Origin of the sequence: Planosporangium flavigriseum (assembly GCF_011947225.1) — a bacterium.
Lineage (GTDB): Bacteria > Actinomycetota > Actinomycetes > Mycobacteriales > Micromonosporaceae > Planosporangium > Planosporangium flavigriseum.
In genome coordinates this window covers 1-17,184 of the sequence record NZ_JAATVW010000004.1, presented here as the reverse complement: position 1 = coordinate 17,184, position 17,184 = coordinate 1, and the positions used below count along the sequence as shown (strand labels likewise).

The following is a 17,184-nucleotide window of genomic DNA, read 5'->3' as shown; positions in this document are numbered from 1 at the left end:
TTTCTTGGGCGGCACCGCACTCCATCCGCGGCGCTCTACGCTGGCGGCCATGACGATCACGCTGGCGACGGTGCCACTTGTGCGCCGCTTCGCGCCGTCATTGCTGGCCGTCGCGCTGATCCCGGGTCTCCTGGTCGCCTGCGGTTCGCGCGGGGGGTCCCCCAGCGCCGGCCACGGCTCCGGCGTGACGCCCGCCGCCTGGGCGAAGTCGGTGTGCACGGCGCTGTCGCCGTGGCGGGCCCGGCTCGCCACGCTCACCCAGGAGACGCAGGCCCAGCTGACCAGCGCGACCACGTCGGCTCAGGCCAAGCAGAACCTGATCGGGCTGCTCAGCGGCGCCGAGGCCGCGAGTGAGGCGGCCCGCCAGCGGGTCGCCGACGCCGGGGCGCCCGACGTCGACCAGGGCAAAGAGATCGCCGCCCGGTTCGTCGCCTCCCTGCAGGCCGCGCGCGACGCGTACGGACACGCCCGCAGCACCGTCAAAGACCTGGACACCGGTGACGCCAACGCGTTCTACTCGGCGGTGGCGACGGCCTTCGAAAAGCTTCAACACGAGTACGCGGCGAGCGCGCTGGAGGTCGACAAGCTCTCCTCGGCTCCGCTGCGTCAGGCGTTCAACGAGGTTCCCGAGTGTCACTAGGCAGGCAGTTGTCCCTATTCGGGGTGGAGGGGCGACCGGCGTCGCCGCTCGACTTCGAAGGGCTGCTGGCCGGGGCGGGCCAGGTGGTGCGGATGGGCGGCACCGCCCGGGTCTCGATCGTGGTCGACCAGCCGTGGCGGGCCAGGGCGCTGCTGGCCGAGGCGAGCGCACGGGGCCTCGCGGCGACCTGCGAGCGGGTGACCGGCGAGCGGGCGACCGGCGAGCCGGGAGGCGTGGACGGGCACATCTGCTTCCGCACCGCGTACTCGTCGGCCCTGGCGGCGCTGGGAGCGTCCTGGCTGCGCGGCGCGGTGAAACACCCGCCGCCGGGCTTCGCGCTGGACGGCCGGCGGCTGCGGCTGTGGGCGATCGCCGCGGGGGAGCGGGACGGAGCGTCCGCGTTTGCCCTGAAACTGGGTGTTTCGGACGAACCCATGTGGGGAGTGGTCGGTGCGGCGCTCGCCGCAGTCGGGCTGCCACCGGTGCTGCTGGGGCCCCGCGCGGGCGGCCCGGCGTATCGCATCGTCGGACGACGCCGGTTGGCCAGGTTGATCGAACTTGTCGGTGATCCACCTGCCGGTGTAACCGGTGAAAATTGGATCTGAAAGGACGACATGCCAGCAGGAAATCGGGTATGACTGGGCGTCCAACCGGTTAATCGGTGTACGGTGGCGCCGTCTGTCCCGTGACGCGGCCCCTAAACCGCTTTCCGGTTGGCGCGTTACGTTTGACAGTCATTCAGCCGACCGGCTGATACCCACGATCCGCAGAACACCACGGGGAGCGCCGTGCCCAAGTCCGCCAACGGAACGCGTCTGGTCATCGTCGAGTCACCGGCGAAGGCCAAGACGATCTCGGGTTACCTCGGTCCCGGGTACGTCGTTGAGGCGAGCCTGGGCCACGTTCGTGACCTTCCGCGTAACGCGGCCGACGTGCCTGCGAAGTACAAGAAGGAGCCGTGGGCGCGGCTCGGGGTCGATGTCGACAACGACTTCCAGGCGCTGTACGTGGTCAGCCAGGACCGTAAGCAGCAGATCGCTAAGCTGATCAAGCTGGCCAAGGAGGTCGACGAGGTCTTCCTCGCCACGGATGAGGACCGCGAGGGCGAGGCCATCGCCTGGCACCTGCTGGAGACGATCAAGCCCAAGGTGCCGGTCAAGCGGATGGTCTTCCACGAGATCACCCGGCCGGCGATCCAGGCCGCGGTCGCCAACCCGCGCGAGATCGACCGCGCGCTGGTCGACGCCCAGGAGGCGCGGCGCATCCTCGACCGGCTCTACGGGTACGAGGTCTCGCCGGTCCTGTGGAAGAAGGTCATGCCGAAGCTGTCGGCGGGCCGGGTGCAGTCGGTCGCCACGCGCATCGTGGTCGAGCGCGAGCGGGAGCGGATGCGGTTCCGCTCAGCGGAGTACTGGGACATCCGGGCGCTGCTCGCCATCCAGGAAGCCGCCGAGGGGGCTCGCTCGTTCAACGCCACCCTGATCGCCCTGGACGGCGACCGGATCGCCACCGGCAAGGACTTCGAGCCGACGACCGGCCGGGTCCGGCCGGGCGCCGGGGTCGTGCACCTCGACGAGCAGGGCGCTCGCGGCCTCGCGGCGCGCCTGGAGGGCCGCCCGTTCACCGTCACCCGGGTCGAGGAGAAGCCCTACCGGCGCCGGCCGTACGCGCCGTTCATCACCTCCACGCTGCAGCAGGAGGCGTCGCGCAAGCTGCGCTTCTCCTCCCAGCAGACGATGCGCACGGCCCAGCGGCTGTACGAAAACGGCTACATCACCTATATGCGTACCGACTCGGTGAACCTCTCCGAGGCGGCGATCTCGGCTGCCCGTACGCAGATCCGCGAGCTGTACGGCGACGTGGCGGTGCCGCCGCAGCCCCGCCGGTACACCGGCAAGGTCAAGAACGCGCAGGAGGCGCACGAGGCGATCCGCCCGGCCGGCGACACGTTCCGGACGCCCGGCGAGGTGGCCAAGGAGCTGTCGGCCGAGGAGTTCCGGCTCTACGAGCTGATCTGGCGGCGCACCATCGCGTCCCAGATGACCGACGCGGTCGGTAACTCGATCTCGGTTCGGATCAACGCCCTGTCGACGTCGAACGAGTCGGTGGACTTCGCGGCGACCGGTAAGACGATCACCGACCCGGGCTTCCTGCGTGCCTACGTGGAGTCGAGCGACGACGAGGACGCCGAGGCCGAGGACAGCGAGCGGCGGCTGCCGAACCTGGTCAAGGGTCAGGGCCTGACGGCCGAGGAGCTGGCGGCGCTCGGCCACACCACCCAGCCGCCGGCCCGCTACACCGAAGCGTCGCTGGTCAAGGCCCTCGAAGAGCTGGGCATCGGCCGGCCCTCCACGTACGCGTCGATCATGCAGACGATCCAGGACCGTGGGTACGTCTTCCGGCGCGGCCAGGCGCTGATCCCGTCGTTCCTGGCGTTCGCCGTGGTCGGACTGCTCGAGCGGTACTTCCCCCGGCTGGTCGACTACAGCTTCACCGCCAGCATGGAGGACGAGCTCGACGAGATCGCCGGCGGCGACGCGGCTGCGATCGACTTCCTGCGCACCTTCTACTTTGGCAGCGATCTCGGTGACGAGGGCTCGATCGCCCGCTCCGGTGGCCTGAAGCGGATGGTCACCGAGCAGCTCGGCGACATCGACGCCCGCGGGGTCAACTCGATCCCGCTCTTCGACGGCGTGGTCGCCCGCGTCGGCCGGTACGGTCCGTACCTGCAGCGGGGCGGCGAGGAGGACGGCGACCGGGTGTCGCTGCCGGACGGCATCGCCCCCGACGAGCTGACCCCGGAGAAGGTCGAGGAGCTGTTCCTCGGCGGTGGCGGTGAGCGCAAGCTGGGCGAGCACCCGGAGACGGGTGAGCCGATCATGATCAAGTCGGGGCGGTATGGCCCGTACATCTCGTCCGGCGACCGCAACGCCTCGCTGCTGAGCACCCAGTCGCCGGAGACGCTGACCCTGGAGCAGGCGCTGCAACTGTTGACGCTGCCCCGGGTGGTCGGCGTCGACCCGGACGGCGCCGAGGTCACCGCGCACGCCGGCCGCTACGGCCCGTACGTGAAGCGGGGCGAGGAGACGCGGTCGATCGAGTCGGAGTCGCAGCTGTTCACGATCGGCCTCGACGAGGCGCTGACGCTGCTGGCCGCCCCGAAGACGCGGGGCCGCCGGGTGGCCGCCGCGCCGCTGCGGGAGCTAGGCAACGATCCACTGACCGAGAAGCCGCTGGTGATCAAGGACGGCCGGTTCGGGCCGTACGTCACCGACGGCGAGACGAACGCGTCGCTGCGGCGCGGGCAGTCGCCCGAGACGATGACGATCGAGCAGGCCAGCGAGATGCTCGCCGAGAAGCGTGCCAAGGGCCCAGCGACGCCCCGCAAGGCGGCGAAGAAGGCGCCCGCCAAGAAGGCAGCCGCGGCGAAGTCAACGGCCACCAAGGCGACCACCGCCAAGGCAACGCCAGCAAAGGCGACGGCAGCGAAGGCGACGGCAGCGAAGGCGACCAAGGCAGCCAAGGCTCCGGCGAAGAAGGCCCCAGCCAAGAAGGCTGCCACCGACTCCTGATCCGGGACCAGCGCTTCAAAGATCCGCCCATCCTCATCCATCGAATCGGCTGTGGATAACCATGTGGATTGTGGATAACAGCTATCCACCATGTTGTGGATAAGTCAGCCGAAAATCCGGTCCAGGTACTCGTTCGCGAAGATCCGGTCGGGGTCGAGCGCGTCGCGGACGGCGCGGAAGTCCCCGAACCGGGGGGAGGCGGAAGCGAAGTGGGACGCCTCCCGGAAGTGCTGTTTTCCCCGGTGCGGCCGGCCGTCGAACCTCAGCCCAGCGCCTCGAACGCACGGAAGTACTCCTCGTAGGGCATGCCTGCGAACTGGTGAATGGCGCGGGGTGCAGAAGACCTCGTACGAGGGGCAGGGTCAGCTCGGTGACGATACCGAGCGTGCCGATGTTGACGGCGGCCGCGCGGAGAAGATCAGGCGAGGAGCATCGGATCATCTCGCCCGTGCCGGTGACGATCTCCATGTCTTCCACGAAGGTGGACAGGCATCCGAAACCCGCGCCCGTATCGTGGGTGCCGGTCGCCAGCGCGCCGGCGACCGGTTGGGTGTCGATGTCGCCCAAGTTGGGTAGCGCCAGCCCGTGAGCGGCGAGCACCGCGTTCAACCGGCGCAGCGTCATCCCGGCTTGAACGGTCACGAGGCGGGCGGTGGGATCGATCGAGACCAGCCCGGCCAACGCGCCGAGCTCCACCCGTACGCCGGAGGTGGCGGCGGTGGCGGTGAAGGAGTGGCCACTGCCCACGGCCTTGACGCGCAGACCGTCGGCGGCGGAGGTCCTCACCGCGGTGACGACCTCCGCGCGAGATCGCGGCGCAACAATTCGGGTGGCGGTGCTCGACGCGATGCCCACCTAGTTAGACCATGAGATGTGCGTCACAGCTATGTGGCTGCTCTTCATGTACGGCGGCCGTCAATGGAGAGGCTTCGCGATCAGGGCTGAGGGGGCACGCCGATCGTGGGGCTGAGTAGATTGACCGATTCGACGGAACGAGGGGGTGCATGCCAGTGGCAACATCGGCAACCACCAAGCCCGCGACCGACCGGGGCGCCGCAGGCCCGCTGCGTCGCGTGCCGGTGCAGGGTCGAAGCGTCGCGCGGGTGGCCCGCATGCTCGACGCCTGCGCCGAACTGGTAGACGAGGTCGGGTACGACGGGCTGACCACGACCCTGCTCGCTGAGCGCGCCGGCGTGGCGATCGGTTCCGTGTACCAGTTCTTCCCCGACAAGCGCGCGGTCGTCCAGGCGCTGACCATGCGCAATCTGGAGTCCTACCTGCAATTGTTGGGCGCCCGCATCGCGGAGGAGAACTTCGCGTACTGGTGGGACGCGGTGGACGCGGCGATCGACGGGTACATCACGATGCACCGCACCACTCCCGGTTTCCGAACGCTGCACTTCGGTGACGTGGTCGACGTTCACCTGCTCGACGACGAGCGCGACAACAACACTGTGATCGTCGAGCAACTCGCGGCGCTGCTGGTCGAGCGCTTCGGCATCACCTCGGGCGTGCGCCTGGAGCTTGCGCTCAGCATCGCGGTGGAGACCGCCGACGCGCTGATCAAGATGGCGTTCCGCCGGGATCCGGCCGGAGATCCGGTCGTGATCGAGGAGGCCAAGGCGCTGATTCGGGAGTATCTGCACCGACACGTGCGGTAAGTGGCGCACACCACATGCGCTGTCCGCGCTCTGCGGGGGCAGCGCATACTTGCGACGACCGGTACCCCACTGCTGAGGACTGGATCGTCACATGGGTAATACGTCGCCGCTGAGTGTCGGCATTGTCGGCGCGGGACGGGTCGGCGCGGCCCTCGGAGCCGCCCTCGCCGCCGCCGGCCACCAGATCATCGCCGCGTCCGGCCGGTCGGCCGCATCCCGTACTCGCATCGCTGAGCTTCTGCCCACCGCCGCGGTGCGACCCGCCGAAGAGGTCGCCGCCGGCACCCGTCTCGTCATCGTCTCGGTCCCCGACGACGCGCTTACCCCGCTCATCGCCGACCTGGCCGAAGCGGGCGCGCTGGGGCCCGATCAGATCGTCGCGCACACTTCGGGTGCCCATGGCCTCGGCGCGCTCGCCCCGGCCGTCGTGGCCGGCGCCGGGCCGCTCGCGCTCCACCCCGCGATGACCTTCACGGGTACGCGGTTGGACCTCGATCGCCTGCGCTCCGGCGTGAGCTTCGGCGTCACCGCCCCGGTCGACCTGCGCGCGTTCGCCACCCGGATCGTGGCCGACCTCGGCGGGGCCGTGGAATGGATCCCCGAGGAGCGCCGGGCGCTCTACCACGCCGCGCTCGCGCACGGCTCCAACCACCTCGTGACGCTGGTCAACGAGGCGATGGACCGCCTGCGCGACGCGGGCGTCACCGATCCCGCCCGCGTCCTCGACCCGCTGCTGCATGCGGCCCTCGACAACACGCTGCGCCTCGGCGACGCGGCGCTGACCGGGCCGGTGTCGCGCGGCGACGCGGGTACGGTCGCCCGGCACCTGGCGGATCTCGGCGCGAGCGCGCCCGAGTCGGTACCCGCCTACCTGGCCCTCGCCCGGCGCACCGCCGACCGGGCGGTCGCCGCCGGTCGGTTGCTGCCGGCGGACGCCGAACAGTTGCTCGACGTGCTCGCCCATAACCGTCTCGCCCATAACCGTCTCGCCCATGACTGTGAGGAGGCAACGGCATGAGCCGCGAAGCCGGTCCTGTCGTCGCACGTACCCGCGCCGAACTCGCGGCGGCCCGCGCCGGGATGTCGGGCACCGTCGGGGTCGTCATGACCATGGGAGCACTTCACGAAGGCCACGCCCGCCTGCTGCGTACCGCCCGCGAACAGGCCGACCACGTTGTGATGACGCTGTTCGTCAACCCGCTGCAGTTCGGGCCGAACGAGGACTTCGACCGGTACCCGCGCACCTTCGATCGCGACCTGGAGATCGCGGCGGCTGAAGGTGTCGACGTGGTGTTCACGCCGACCCCGGCGGAGATGTACCCGAACGGTGAGCCGGCGGTGCGGGTCAACCCGGGCCCGGTGGGCGAACTCCTCGAAGGCGCGAGCCGCCCCGGCTTCTTCCACGGCGTGCTGACCGTGGTCTGCAAGCTGCTGCACCTGACCCGCGCCGACATCGCGTACTTCGGGGAGAAGGACTACCAACAGCTCACGCTGATCCGGACGATGGTCCGAGATCTCGATCTTGGCGTCGAGATCTGCGGCGTGCCGACCGTACGTGAGCCGGGCGGGCTCGCCCTGTCCAGCCGCAACCGGTACCTCTCGCCAGCCGAGCGGGAGACCGCGCTCGCGCTGTCCCGCGCGCTGCGCGCGGGTGCGGTGGCGGCGGAGAACGGCGAGGACGCCCTCGCCGCCGCGCGCAAGGAGTTGGAACAGACTGCGGTCCTCGACGTTGACTATGTCGTGCTCACTGACCCCGAACTGGGGCCACCCCCGGAGCACGGCCCGGCGCGCCTGCTCATCGCGGCGCGGGTCGGCACTACCCGCCTCATCGACAACGCCCCGGTGGAGATTCATTAGATGTTCAGTCGGACCATGCTCAAGTCGAAGGTCCACCGCGCCACGGTGACCCAGGCCGACCTGCACTACGTCGGCTCGGTGACGGTGGACGAGGACCTGATGGACGCGGCCGACCTGCTCGCGGGCGAGCAGGTGGCGATCGTGGACGTGACCAACGGCGCCCGGTTGGAGACGTACGTGATCTCGGGACAGCGGGGCAGCGGCGTGATCGGCATCAACGGTGCCGCGGCCCACCTGGTACACCCGGGTGACCTTGTCATCCTCATCTCGTACGCGCAGATGGACGACGCCACGGCGCGCAGCTACCAGCCCCGGGTGGTGCACGTCGACGCCGGCAACCGGGTCATCGCCCTCGGCTCGGACCCGGCTGACGCGCCTGCCGGAATGGTCGACGGCCTGCGCCGTGGTGATCTCACCGCCACCGGCTGAGTCACGTATGCTCCGGCCGGGGCGTAGGCCCCGAGGGGAGTTTCACGGGTGCGAGGGAAGTTCGTCGGCGCGGTCCTGGGAGCGACCGCGGCGCTGCTGCTCGCCGGCTGCGGTGGTCCACCGCCCGGCGTCGACGGCAACCTGACCAACAACTGGCCGGCGCTGCCGGAGCCGACGCTGCCCGTACCCCCCACGTTTGCCTGTTACGACGTGGCCGACCTGTCGCCGGGGACGCCGAAGCTCCCGCCGCCCGTCGACTGCGGCGCTCGGCACACCCTCGAGACCGTCCACGTCGGTACTTTCGCCGGTGGTGACGCCGCGACCGAGGTGCCACCGCCAGCCGGTGGCCAGGCGCAGCAGAAGGCGTACGCCGACTGCACGACGGCCGCGAACAACTGGGTGGGCGGCGACTGGCGTACCGGGCGCATCGGCCTCGACCTGGTCCTCCCCACGCCCACGCAGTGGGGCGCGGGTGGCCGGTGGTACCGGTGCGACCTGATCGAGTTCGCCGACCTCGACTCGTACACCGTGGCCGCCCGTACGGGCAGCCTGAAGGGCGCCCTGACCGGCGCCCGGCCGCTCGCCCTGGGCTGCTTCAAGGTCACCACGAAAGTCCAGGACATCGACTCGATGGCCGCGGTGGACTGCGCGACCGCGCACAACAGCGAGTTCGCCGGGGTCTGGCAGGCGCCGCCGGGCACCTACCCGGACGCTGCCCAGCGGGAAAAACTCCAGTTGGACGGCTGTCGGAGCGTGATCGCGGCGTACACCGGCGTGCCCAACGACGACAAGGTGCGCTACCGGGTCGGGCAGATCACGTACGGCTTCGGCAAGGCGGACTGGGACCTCGGCAACCGGGGCGCCCGCTGCTACATCTGGATGCAGAACAAGAACTTCACCACGTCGCTGAAGGGTGCGGGCGTCGGAGCCCTACCGATCAACGCCGTGTGACCGGTCGGCGCCGGGTAAGCGTCAGCGCCGCGCGCCCCCCACGGATCGCGGCCGTCGCGTACCCTGCCGGGGGTGCGTAAGCGCTTGATCTTGTTGGCCGCTGTCACCGTCGCGGTCGTCGGAGTCGTGGGTGGGGTCTACTGGCTGACTCTCCCGGAGAAGGTCAGTGCGGAGCGGCCCAAGGGCACCCCGGCCGTCGGGTCGTGCTGGAACGTCGACGAAGGCCATGCCGCCGGTGGGTTCCCCTGGCCGGGAGCGCCGGTGGCCTGCACCGCGCCGCACACCGCCGAGGTCTTCCTGGTCGGGCAGGTCGACCGGGAGTTGGCCGCGAAGGCTGCCCGCAGCAAGGGCGACGACGCCAAGGTGCAGCAGGCCCTGATGTACGCACAGGCGCGCCGCGGCTGCCTGGCGGCCGCTCCGATGTTCTTCGGTGGCGACTGGCATGCCAGCCGGGTCCAGGTCGTCGCGGCCTGGATCAAGCCGGCGGGATCGGGCTTCTTCGGCTGTGCCGCCGTCGAGGCGGTGGGCCCGGCGAGCAAGCGGTTCGTCACTCGTACGGGCAGCCTGCGCGAGGCGTTGAAGGCGGGCGGACTGGGAATCGAGTGCGTGGCCCGCGACGGCGACAACGGGATGGCGTACACGCCGTGTGACCGGCCGCACGACGGGGAGTTCACCGGCACGTACACGATCACGCCTCCGAACGCTCCGTACGACGCGGCGAAACTGGGCTCCACGGCGACCTCCGGCTGCGCGGGTCTCGCCACGAGCTACGTCGGCGCGACCCGCACCGACCTGCGCGCGGCCTACGTCGGCCCGACCAGCGCCAACGACTGGCTCGGCAGCGACCAGACGTTCGCCTGCTACGCGATGGTGGCCGGCGCGGAGAAACTGCGTGGCTCGGTGAAAGGCATCGGCGCGGGTCCGCTTCCGCGCTGATCGGACACGTGATGTTCACTGTCGACATGGATCTTCCCGCTCTTCCTCCGCTGGCGCCCAGGCTGCAGGCTCCGCAGCCTGGGTGGGCGGAGACCACCGACGTCGTCGTGGTCGGCTCCGGCGTCGCGGGGCTGACCGCAGCCCTGCACCTGCGCGAGGCAGGACTGCACGTCACCGTCGTCACCAAGGTCAACATCGATGACGGGTCGACCCGGTGGGCGCAGGGCGGCATCGCCGCCGTGCTCGACCCGTACGACACGCCGGCGGCCCACGCGCGGGACACCCTCGTCGCCGGGGTCGGGCTCGGTGACCCGACCGCCGTCGACGTGCTCGTCAACGAAGGGCCGACGAGGGTACGGGAGCTGATGCGCTGGGGGGCGGAGTTCGACCGCAACCCGGATGGTTCCCTGATGCTGACCCGCGAGGGCGGCCATCACGCCAACCGGATCGTGCACGCGGGTGGTGACGCCACGGGGGCCGAGGTGCAGCGGGCGCTGCACGCGGCCGTACGCCGGGACCCGTGGATCCGCCTGGTCGAACATGCCCTGGTCCTCGATCTGCTGCGGGACGGCGCGGGTCGGGCCTGCGGCGTGACGCTGCACGTGCTCGGGGAGGGCACCGAGGAGGGGGTCGGTGCGATCCTCGCCCGCGCTGTCGTGCTGGCCACGGGCGGCATGGGCCAGGTGTACGCGGTGACGACCAACCCGGTCGTGTCGACCGGCGACGGCGTGGCGCTCGCGCTGCGGGCCGGGGCGACGGTTACCGACCTCGAGTTCGTTCAGTTCCACCCGACGGCGTTGGTCACAGAGACTGACGCCTCTCAGCAACCCCTGGTCAGCGAGGCGCTGCGGGGAGAGGGGGCGTACCTGCGCGACGGCGACGGCAAGCGGTTCATGATCGGCCAGCACGACCTGGCCGAACTGGCCCCGCGCGACGTCGTCGCCAAGGCCATCCACCGGGTGATGCTCGCCGAGGACAGTACGAACGTGTGGCTGGACGCGCGCCACCTCGGCGCGGAGTTCCTCGAATCCCGCTTCCCGACGATCATGACGAGCTGTCGCGCCGCCGGGATCGAGCCCACGACGGGACTGATCCCCGTCGCCCCAGCGGCGCACTACGCCAGCGGCGGCGCGCGGACCGACCTCCACGGTCGCACGTCCATCCCGGGCCTGTACGCCTGCGGCGAGGTCGCCTGCACCGGCGTGCACGGTGCGAACCGGCTCGCCTCCAACTCGCTGCTGGAGGGCCTCGTGTTCGCCCGCCGGATCGCCACGGACATCGCCGGCGACCTGCCGGCGCAGCGCGACCCGGTGTTCGAAGACGTCCGACAGTGGGCGGTCGACTCGGCCGTCCGCCGCCCGCTCCAGCAGGCCATGAGCCGGGGAGCGGGGGTACTGCGAAGCCAGGACTCGCTCGCAGACGTCGCCGCCACCCTCACCCAGCTGGGGGAGCAGCGGGCCCGGCCCAACGTGGCGAGCTGGGAGGCGGCCAACCTGGTCACCGTCGCCGCCGCGCTCGTCGCCGCCGCGTCCGGCCGCCGGGAGACGCGTGGCTGCCACTGGCGGGAGGATTACCCCGCAGCCGGTGAGGAGTGGCGAGGGCACCTGCTGGCGCGGGTGACGCCCGCCGGTGCGTTGATCGAGGACTGGGAGCCGATGCCATGAGCGACGACCTGCTCAATCCGGACGCGGTACGGGAGATCGTGCGCCGCGCGCTGACCGAGGATCTCGGGCCCGACGGCCTGGACGTCACCAGTGTCGCCACGATCCCGGCCGACCAGGCCGACACGGCTGAACTGATTGCCCGCGCCGACGGCGTGGTGGCCGGCCTGGCCGTGGCGGCCGTCGTCTTTGACGAGGCCTCCGCCGGTACCGTGAAGGTGCTGATCAAAGAGGCCGACGGCGCGCGGGTGGCCCGTGGGGATGTCCTGGCCACCGTGGCCGGGCCGACCCGGGCGATCCTGACGGCCGAGCGCACCGCCCTCAACCTGCTGTGCCGCATGTCCGGGGTGGCGACGCACACCCGGGCCTGGGCCGACGAGCTGGCCGGCACGAAGGCGCTGGTCCTCGACACCCGCAAGACCACGCCCGGCCTGCGGATCCTGGAGAAGTACGCGGTACGCGTCGGCGGCGGCACCAACAAGCGCATGGGCCTCTACGACGTTGCCATGATCAAGGACAATCACAAGCTGGCGGCCGGTGGCATCGCGCCGGCCTTCCGCCTGGTTCGCGAGGCCTTTCCCGACGTGCCGGTACAGGTCGAGGTGACGACGGTGGCCGAGGCGGAGGAGGCGGTCGAGGCCGGCGCCGACTTCCTGCTCTGCGACAACATGGCACCCGACCTGCTGCGGTCAGTCGTGGCGGCGGTCGGCGACCGTGCCGAGCTGGAGGCAACCGGCGGCCTGACCTTGGACCGGGCTCGTGAGTTCGCCGAAACCGGCGTGGACTACCTTTCCGTTGGGGCGTTGACGCACTCCTCGCCCATCCTCGACATCGCCCTGGACCTGCGCCCCCGGAGTTGACGTCCGTGCTGCTGTGTATCGACATCGGTAACACCAACACCGTTCTCGCCACGTTCGAGGGCGAGAAGCTGGTGCACTCCTGGCGCACCAAGACCGACGCGCGGGACACCGCCGACGAAATGGGCCTGCTGTTCCGCGGCCTGCTCGCGGGGGACGCGGTACAGGTCACCGGGATCTCCGCCTGCTCCACGGTGCCGGCGTCACTGCGATCGCTGCGCACGATGCTGTCCCGTTACTACGCGGACGTGCCGACGGTGATCCTTGAGCCGGGCATCCGCACGGGCGTCCAGTTGGCGACCGACAACCCCAAGGAGGTCGGCGCCGACCGGGTGGCCAACACGCTCGCGGCCTACACCCTCTACGGGGGGCCGGCGATCGTCGTCGACTTCGGTACCTCCACGAACTTCGACGTGGTCAGCGGGAAGGGCGAGTTCCTCGGCGGGGTGCTCGCCCCCGGCGTGGAGATCTCCATCGACGCGCTGGCCGCCCGCGCCGCCCAACTGCGCAAGGTCGAACTGGTCAAGCCGGTTCGGGTCATCGGCAAGAACACGGTCGAGGCGCTGCAGTCCGGCGTGGTGTACGGCTTCGCGGGGCAGGTCGACGGCATCGTGCGCGGGATCATGTCGGAGATCGGCCCGGTGGAGGCCGTGGTCGCGACCGGTGGCCTCGCGCCGATCGTGATCGGCGAGTGCGCCACGATCACCCAGCACGAGCCGATGCTCACCCTCATCGGTCTGCGGATGATCTTCGAACGGAACGTGTCAGCCTGAGCGGCGAGCCCGGTATGCGCGGGTGACGTACGGCAGTTCGAACTCGTCGCGCCCGGCGAGCTCAGGGTGGGTGGCGCACAGGTCGTGGATGGCGGCGTCCACGGCGGCCCGCTTCGCCGGCTTCGAGGTGAGGTAGAACGACCTGGACCGGACCAGCTCGAGCAGGGTCTGCGGGGTATGCGTCACCGAGTGCCGGAAATCCGCCCGCTCGAGTTCGCCGAACAGCGGCCCGAGTGGCTTGACCCGCTCGTCCGCTCCGGGGTCCTCGATGATCTCGGACAGCGCGGCGACCCACGCCACGCGCTCGTCCCGCTCGTTCCACACCGGCCCGAACACGCCGCCCGGCTTCAGCACCCGGGCGATCTCCGGGTGCGCCAAGTCCTGGTCGAACCAGTGGTAGGCCTGCCCCGCGACCACCGCGTCCACGGCGGCGTCGGGTAGCGGGATCGACTCGGCCGACCCGTCCACCGCCTCAGGCGCGCCGCCCGCCGCGTTCAACCGCTGCCGCATGCTCGAATCCGGCTCCACGGGAATCACCTCGTAGCCCAGCCCGGCCAGTTGCCGGGAGAGGATTCCGGTACCCGCGCCCAGGTCAACGACGGTGAGCGGGTGATCGCCGAGGATCCACCGGATCGCGTCAGTCGGGTAGCGGGGCCGGATGCGGTCGTAGAGGTCGGCGGCCTGACCGAAGGACCTGGCCCGCGTCGGCAAGATCGAGGGGTCCACGGATTAAAACTACCGGTAGCGGCGTTGAGTAGGCTCGGTGACGACGAACGACCCGAGCATTGAGGGAAAACCGGTGACCGACCAGCCCGTACATATCGACGCCGACGACGACCTGCCGGAGCAGATGCGGGTTCGGCGGGAAAAGCGTGCCCGCCTTCTGGAGACCGGCCGTGAGCCTTACCCGGTCGGTTTCCCCCGGACGGCGACCCTCGCGGAGATCCGTGAGCGCTTCGGCGACCTGCCGACCGACACGGCCACCGGCGAGAAGGTGGGTGTCACCGGTCGCGTCATCTTCATTCGCAATACCGGAAAGCTCGCGTTCGCGACGCTGCGCGCGGGTGACGGGACGGAATTGCAGGCGATGCTCTCCCTCGACCGGGTGGGTCAGGAAGCCCTCGACGACTGGAAGCGCCTGGTCGACCTCGGCGATCACGTCGGAATCGAGGGCGAGGTGATCACCAGCCGACGTGGTGAGCTGTCCGTGCTCGCCGACCGTTGGGAAATGACAGCGAAGTCGCTGCGCCCGCTGCCGGTCGCGCACAAGCCGATGAGCGAAGAATCCCGGGTGCGGCAGCGCTACGTTGATCTGATCGTGCGGCCCCAGGCGCGGGAAACCGTGCGGACAAGGGCGACGGTTGTCCGGAGCTTGCGCGAGTCATTGCACAACCGTGATTATCTCGAGGTCGAAACCCCGATGCTGCAGCTCTTGCACGGCGGCGCCGCGGCACGGCCTTTTGTTACGCGCAGCAACGCGCTGGACACGGATTTGTATCTCCGGATCGCCCCGGAACTTTTCCTGAAGCGGTGTGTGGTCGGGGGCATCGAGCGGGTCTTCGAGATCAACCGAAACTTCCGCAACGAAGGCGTCGACTCCTCGCATTCGCCCGAGTTCGCGATGCTGGAGGCCTACCAGGCCTATGCCGACTACAACACCATGGCGACCATGACCCGTGAGCTGGTTCAGGAGGCCGCATTCCGGTTGAGCGGCTCGCACGTGGTGCGTCACCACGACGGTACGGAGTTCGATCTCGGCGGCGAGTGGCGCGAAGTGACGCTTTACGGCTCGCTTTCCGAGGCTCTCGGCGAAGAGGTCACCGTGGAAACCCCGATGCCACGGCTGATGGAATTCGCGGCCAAGCACGACGTGCCCATCGACCCCAAGTGGGGCCCCGGAAAGCTCGCTGAGGAGCTCTTCGAGGCGCTGGTCGTGCCCGGCCTCATCGCGCCCACCTTCGTGCGTGACTACCCAGAGGAGACCAGCCCGCTGACCCGCGCCCACCGTGAGGTGCCGGGGCTGACCGAGAAGTGGGACCTGTACGTGCTCGGATTCGAGCTTGCCACGGCCTACTCTGAGTTGGTCGACCCGGTGGTCCAGCGTGATCGCCTGGTGGCCCAGTCGCTGCTGGCGGCAAAGGGCGACCCGGACGCTATGCAACTCGACGAGGACTTTCTGCGTGCGATGGAGTACGGAATGCCGCCGGCTGGCGGTATGGGGATGGGAATCGACCGGTTGCTGATGGCCCTCACCGGCCTTGGGATTCGCGAGACAATCCTGTTTCCGATCGCACGGCCAGAGTAATTTTCCACACCCGTTGACGCTGTGCCCACTTCTTGAGTTATTGTTTTTGCCTAAAGGCGGGCGCGTACTTTCGGAGGGAATACTCGTGGCCAAGCGAACAATCCACGTGCTGGTCGACGACCTGGACGGCGGCGAGGCCGAAGAGACCGTCAAGTTTGCGATCGACGGCATTCAGTACGAGATCGACCTGTCAAAGAAAAACGCCAACAAGATGCGTGAAGCCCTCGCGCCTTATGTCTCCGCCGGCACCAAGGTCGGCAGGGGTGGCGTGCTGGCCGGCGGCCGCTCCGCGAGTCGCATCCGTGGTGGCGGTGACCGGGACCAGAACAGGGCGATCCGGGAGTGGGCGCAGAGCAAGGGGATCAAGGTCTCCGATCGCGGCCGGATCAAGCAGGAGATCGTCGATCGGTACAACGCCGAGGCTGGCCACTGATCGGACCGCCGCGTGCCCGCATCACCCCCTGAGAGGGCGGGTGATGCCCGGCGAGCGGGCCGGCCAGCCTCCCTGACCTGATGTACTTCGGGCCCCCCGGCCTTCGCCGGGTGGGCCCGATTTCGCTCTGCGCGTAGCGCTTTGGCCTGCGGGAACACCCGTTTAGGTGTTTCTGTTGTGCTTTAACGTCGCGTAACCAGCCATTTTCGGGGGTACGAGTCTGAGTGCCGACGTGTCCGACGGGTTCCCGTCCGGGCGCACCGGCTGGAACCGTCGCCCCGCGGCGATAGAGTAAGTGCACGGTCACGTCGGATCTCGTCTGGTCGACAGCCAGGTGCGACGGCGGCACGGCACATGAGGGAGCAGGAATGTTCGAGCGGTTCACCGACCGAGCACGGCGCGTGGTTGTCCTGGCGCAGGAAGAGGCCAGGATGCTCAACCACAACTACATCGGCACGGAGCACATCCTGCTCGGTCTCATCCACGAGGGTGAGGGCGTGGCGGCCAAGGCTCTCGAGAGCCTCGGCATCTCGCTGGAGGGTGTGCGTCAGCAGGTCGAGGAGATCATCGGCCAGGGACAGCAGGCGCCCAGCGGGCACATTCCGTTCACGCCGCGTGCCAAGAAGGTTCTGGAGCTCTCGCTTCGCGAGGCGCTGCAGCTCGGTCACAACTACATCGGCACCGAGCACATTCTGCTCGGTCTAATCCGCGAGGGTGAGGGCGTCGCCGCCCAGGTGCTGGTCAAGCTCGGCGCCGACCTCAACCGGGTTCGTCAGCAGGTCATCCAGCTGCTCTCGGGTTACCAGGGCAAGGAGCCAGCCGCTGCGGGTACCGGTGCGACCGGCGAGGCCGCCCCCTCCACGTCTCTTGTGCTCGACCAGTTCGGGCGCAACCTCACGCAGGCTGCCCGCGAGGGCAAGCTCGACCCGGTCATCGGGCGTGAGAAGGAAATCGAGCGGGTGATGCAGGTGCTCTCCCGCCGTACCAAGAACAACCCGGTCCTCATCGGCGAGCCCGGCGTCGGCAAGACCGCCGTGGTCGAGGGCCTTTCCCAGGCGATCGTCAAGGGCGAGGTGCCCGAGACGCTCAAGGACAAGCAGCTGTACACG

Annotated in this window: 16 protein-coding genes and 1 pseudogene; 15 read left to right on the top strand and 2 right to left on the bottom strand. The window is 69.6% G+C overall.

Features of this window, described 5'->3' with window-relative positions; genetic code table 11:
* Nucleotides 1-49 precede the first annotated feature (49 nt).
* The 3 genes from HC028_RS07145 to topA all read left to right on the top strand — a co-directional run bounded on the left by HC028_RS07145 (nucleotide 50) and on the right by topA (nucleotide 4,212).
* A complete protein-coding gene (locus HC028_RS07145) occupies nucleotides 50-640 on the top strand; it encodes a hypothetical protein (protein WP_239075447.1) in 591 nt (196 codons plus the stop codon).
* Entirely contained in the window at nucleotides 631-1,245 is a 615-nt protein-coding gene (locus HC028_RS07140) for a hypothetical protein (protein ID WP_168074301.1), read from the top strand. Before HC028_RS07145 ends, HC028_RS07140 begins: the two co-directional genes overlap by 10 nt.
* 183 nt (nucleotides 1,246-1,428) lie before the next feature.
* Complete coding sequence (gene topA, locus HC028_RS07135) at nucleotides 1,429-4,212, top strand: type I DNA topoisomerase (protein WP_168074299.1); 2,784 nt, start codon at nucleotides 1,429-1,431, stop codon at nucleotides 4,210-4,212.
* Nucleotides 4,213-4,316: 104 nt separating this feature from the next.
* Here topA and HC028_RS07130 read toward each other — a convergent pair.
* A pseudogene (locus HC028_RS07130) lies at nucleotides 4,317-5,067 on the bottom strand (FAD-binding protein).
* A 257-nt stretch (nucleotides 5,068-5,324) separates the two neighbouring features.
* Here HC028_RS07130 and HC028_RS07125 point away from each other — a divergent pair.
* The 9 genes from HC028_RS07125 to HC028_RS07085 all read left to right on the top strand — a co-directional run bounded on the left by HC028_RS07125 (nucleotide 5,325) and on the right by HC028_RS07085 (nucleotide 13,337).
* On the top strand, nucleotides 5,325-5,873 hold the full coding sequence (locus tag HC028_RS07125) for a TetR/AcrR family transcriptional regulator (RefSeq protein WP_168075083.1): 549 nt from the start codon (nucleotides 5,325-5,327) through the stop codon (nucleotides 5,871-5,873).
* 91 nt (nucleotides 5,874-5,964) lie between these two features.
* Nucleotides 5,965-6,891 carry a Rossmann-like and DUF2520 domain-containing protein gene (locus HC028_RS07120; RefSeq protein WP_168074297.1) on the top strand — a complete coding sequence of 309 codons (927 nt, stop codon included), beginning with the start codon at nucleotides 5,965-5,967 and terminating at the stop codon, nucleotides 6,889-6,891.
* Nucleotides 6,888-7,730 (top strand): pantoate--beta-alanine ligase, encoded by an 843-nt coding sequence (panC, locus tag HC028_RS07115; protein WP_168074295.1) that lies wholly within the window; start codon nucleotides 6,888-6,890, stop codon nucleotides 7,728-7,730. The genes HC028_RS07120 and panC overlap by 4 nt, the downstream gene beginning before the upstream one ends.
* A complete protein-coding gene (panD, locus tag HC028_RS07110) occupies nucleotides 7,731-8,159 on the top strand; it encodes an aspartate 1-decarboxylase (protein WP_168074293.1) in 429 nt (142 codons plus the stop codon).
* Between the two features lie 48 nt (nucleotides 8,160-8,207).
* Nucleotides 8,208-9,110 carry a septum formation family protein gene (locus HC028_RS07105; protein ID WP_168074291.1) on the top strand — a complete coding sequence of 301 codons (903 nt, stop codon included), beginning with the start codon at nucleotides 8,208-8,210 and terminating at the stop codon, nucleotides 9,108-9,110.
* 72 nt (nucleotides 9,111-9,182) lie between these two features.
* Nucleotides 9,183-10,046, top strand: a complete 864-nt coding sequence (locus HC028_RS07100) for a septum formation family protein (RefSeq protein WP_168074289.1) — start codon at nucleotides 9,183-9,185, stop codon at nucleotides 10,044-10,046.
* Nucleotides 10,047-10,072: 26 nt separating this feature from the next.
* Nucleotides 10,073-11,710 carry an L-aspartate oxidase gene (locus HC028_RS07095; protein WP_168074287.1) on the top strand — a complete coding sequence of 546 codons (1,638 nt, stop codon included), beginning with the start codon at nucleotides 10,073-10,075 and terminating at the stop codon, nucleotides 11,708-11,710.
* Nucleotides 11,707-12,567 carry a carboxylating nicotinate-nucleotide diphosphorylase gene (gene nadC / locus HC028_RS07090; protein WP_168074285.1) on the top strand — a complete coding sequence of 287 codons (861 nt, stop codon included), beginning with the start codon at nucleotides 11,707-11,709 and terminating at the stop codon, nucleotides 12,565-12,567. The genes HC028_RS07095 and nadC overlap by 4 nt, the downstream gene beginning before the upstream one ends.
* 5 nt (nucleotides 12,568-12,572) lie before the next feature.
* The gene (locus HC028_RS07085; protein ID WP_168074283.1) at nucleotides 12,573-13,337 is read left to right on the top strand and encodes a type III pantothenate kinase; all 765 of its coding nucleotides are present in this window, start codon (nucleotides 12,573-12,575) and stop codon (nucleotides 13,335-13,337) included.
* Here HC028_RS07085 and HC028_RS07080 read toward each other — a convergent pair.
* Entirely contained in the window at nucleotides 13,329-14,063 is a 735-nt protein-coding gene (locus tag HC028_RS07080) for a class I SAM-dependent methyltransferase (protein ID WP_239075446.1), read from the bottom strand. The two genes, HC028_RS07085 and HC028_RS07080, sit on opposite strands and share 9 nt — an antisense overlap.
* Before the next feature lie 124 nt (nucleotides 14,064-14,187).
* Between HC028_RS07080 and lysS the strand changes: the two genes are divergently transcribed.
* The 3 genes from lysS to HC028_RS07065 all read left to right on the top strand — a co-directional run.
* Nucleotides 14,188-15,642, top strand: a complete 1,455-nt coding sequence (gene lysS, locus HC028_RS07075; protein ID WP_205861189.1) for a lysine--tRNA ligase — start codon at nucleotides 14,188-14,190, stop codon at nucleotides 15,640-15,642.
* 85 nt (nucleotides 15,643-15,727) lie between these two features.
* A complete protein-coding gene (locus HC028_RS07070; RefSeq protein WP_168074281.1) occupies nucleotides 15,728-16,075 on the top strand; it encodes a histone-like nucleoid-structuring protein Lsr2 in 348 nt (115 codons plus the stop codon).
* A gap of 368 nt (nucleotides 16,076-16,443) precedes the next feature.
* A partial coding sequence (locus HC028_RS07065) for a Clp protease N-terminal domain-containing protein (protein WP_275408244.1) occupies nucleotides 16,444-17,184 on the top strand: 741 nt, incomplete at its 3' end.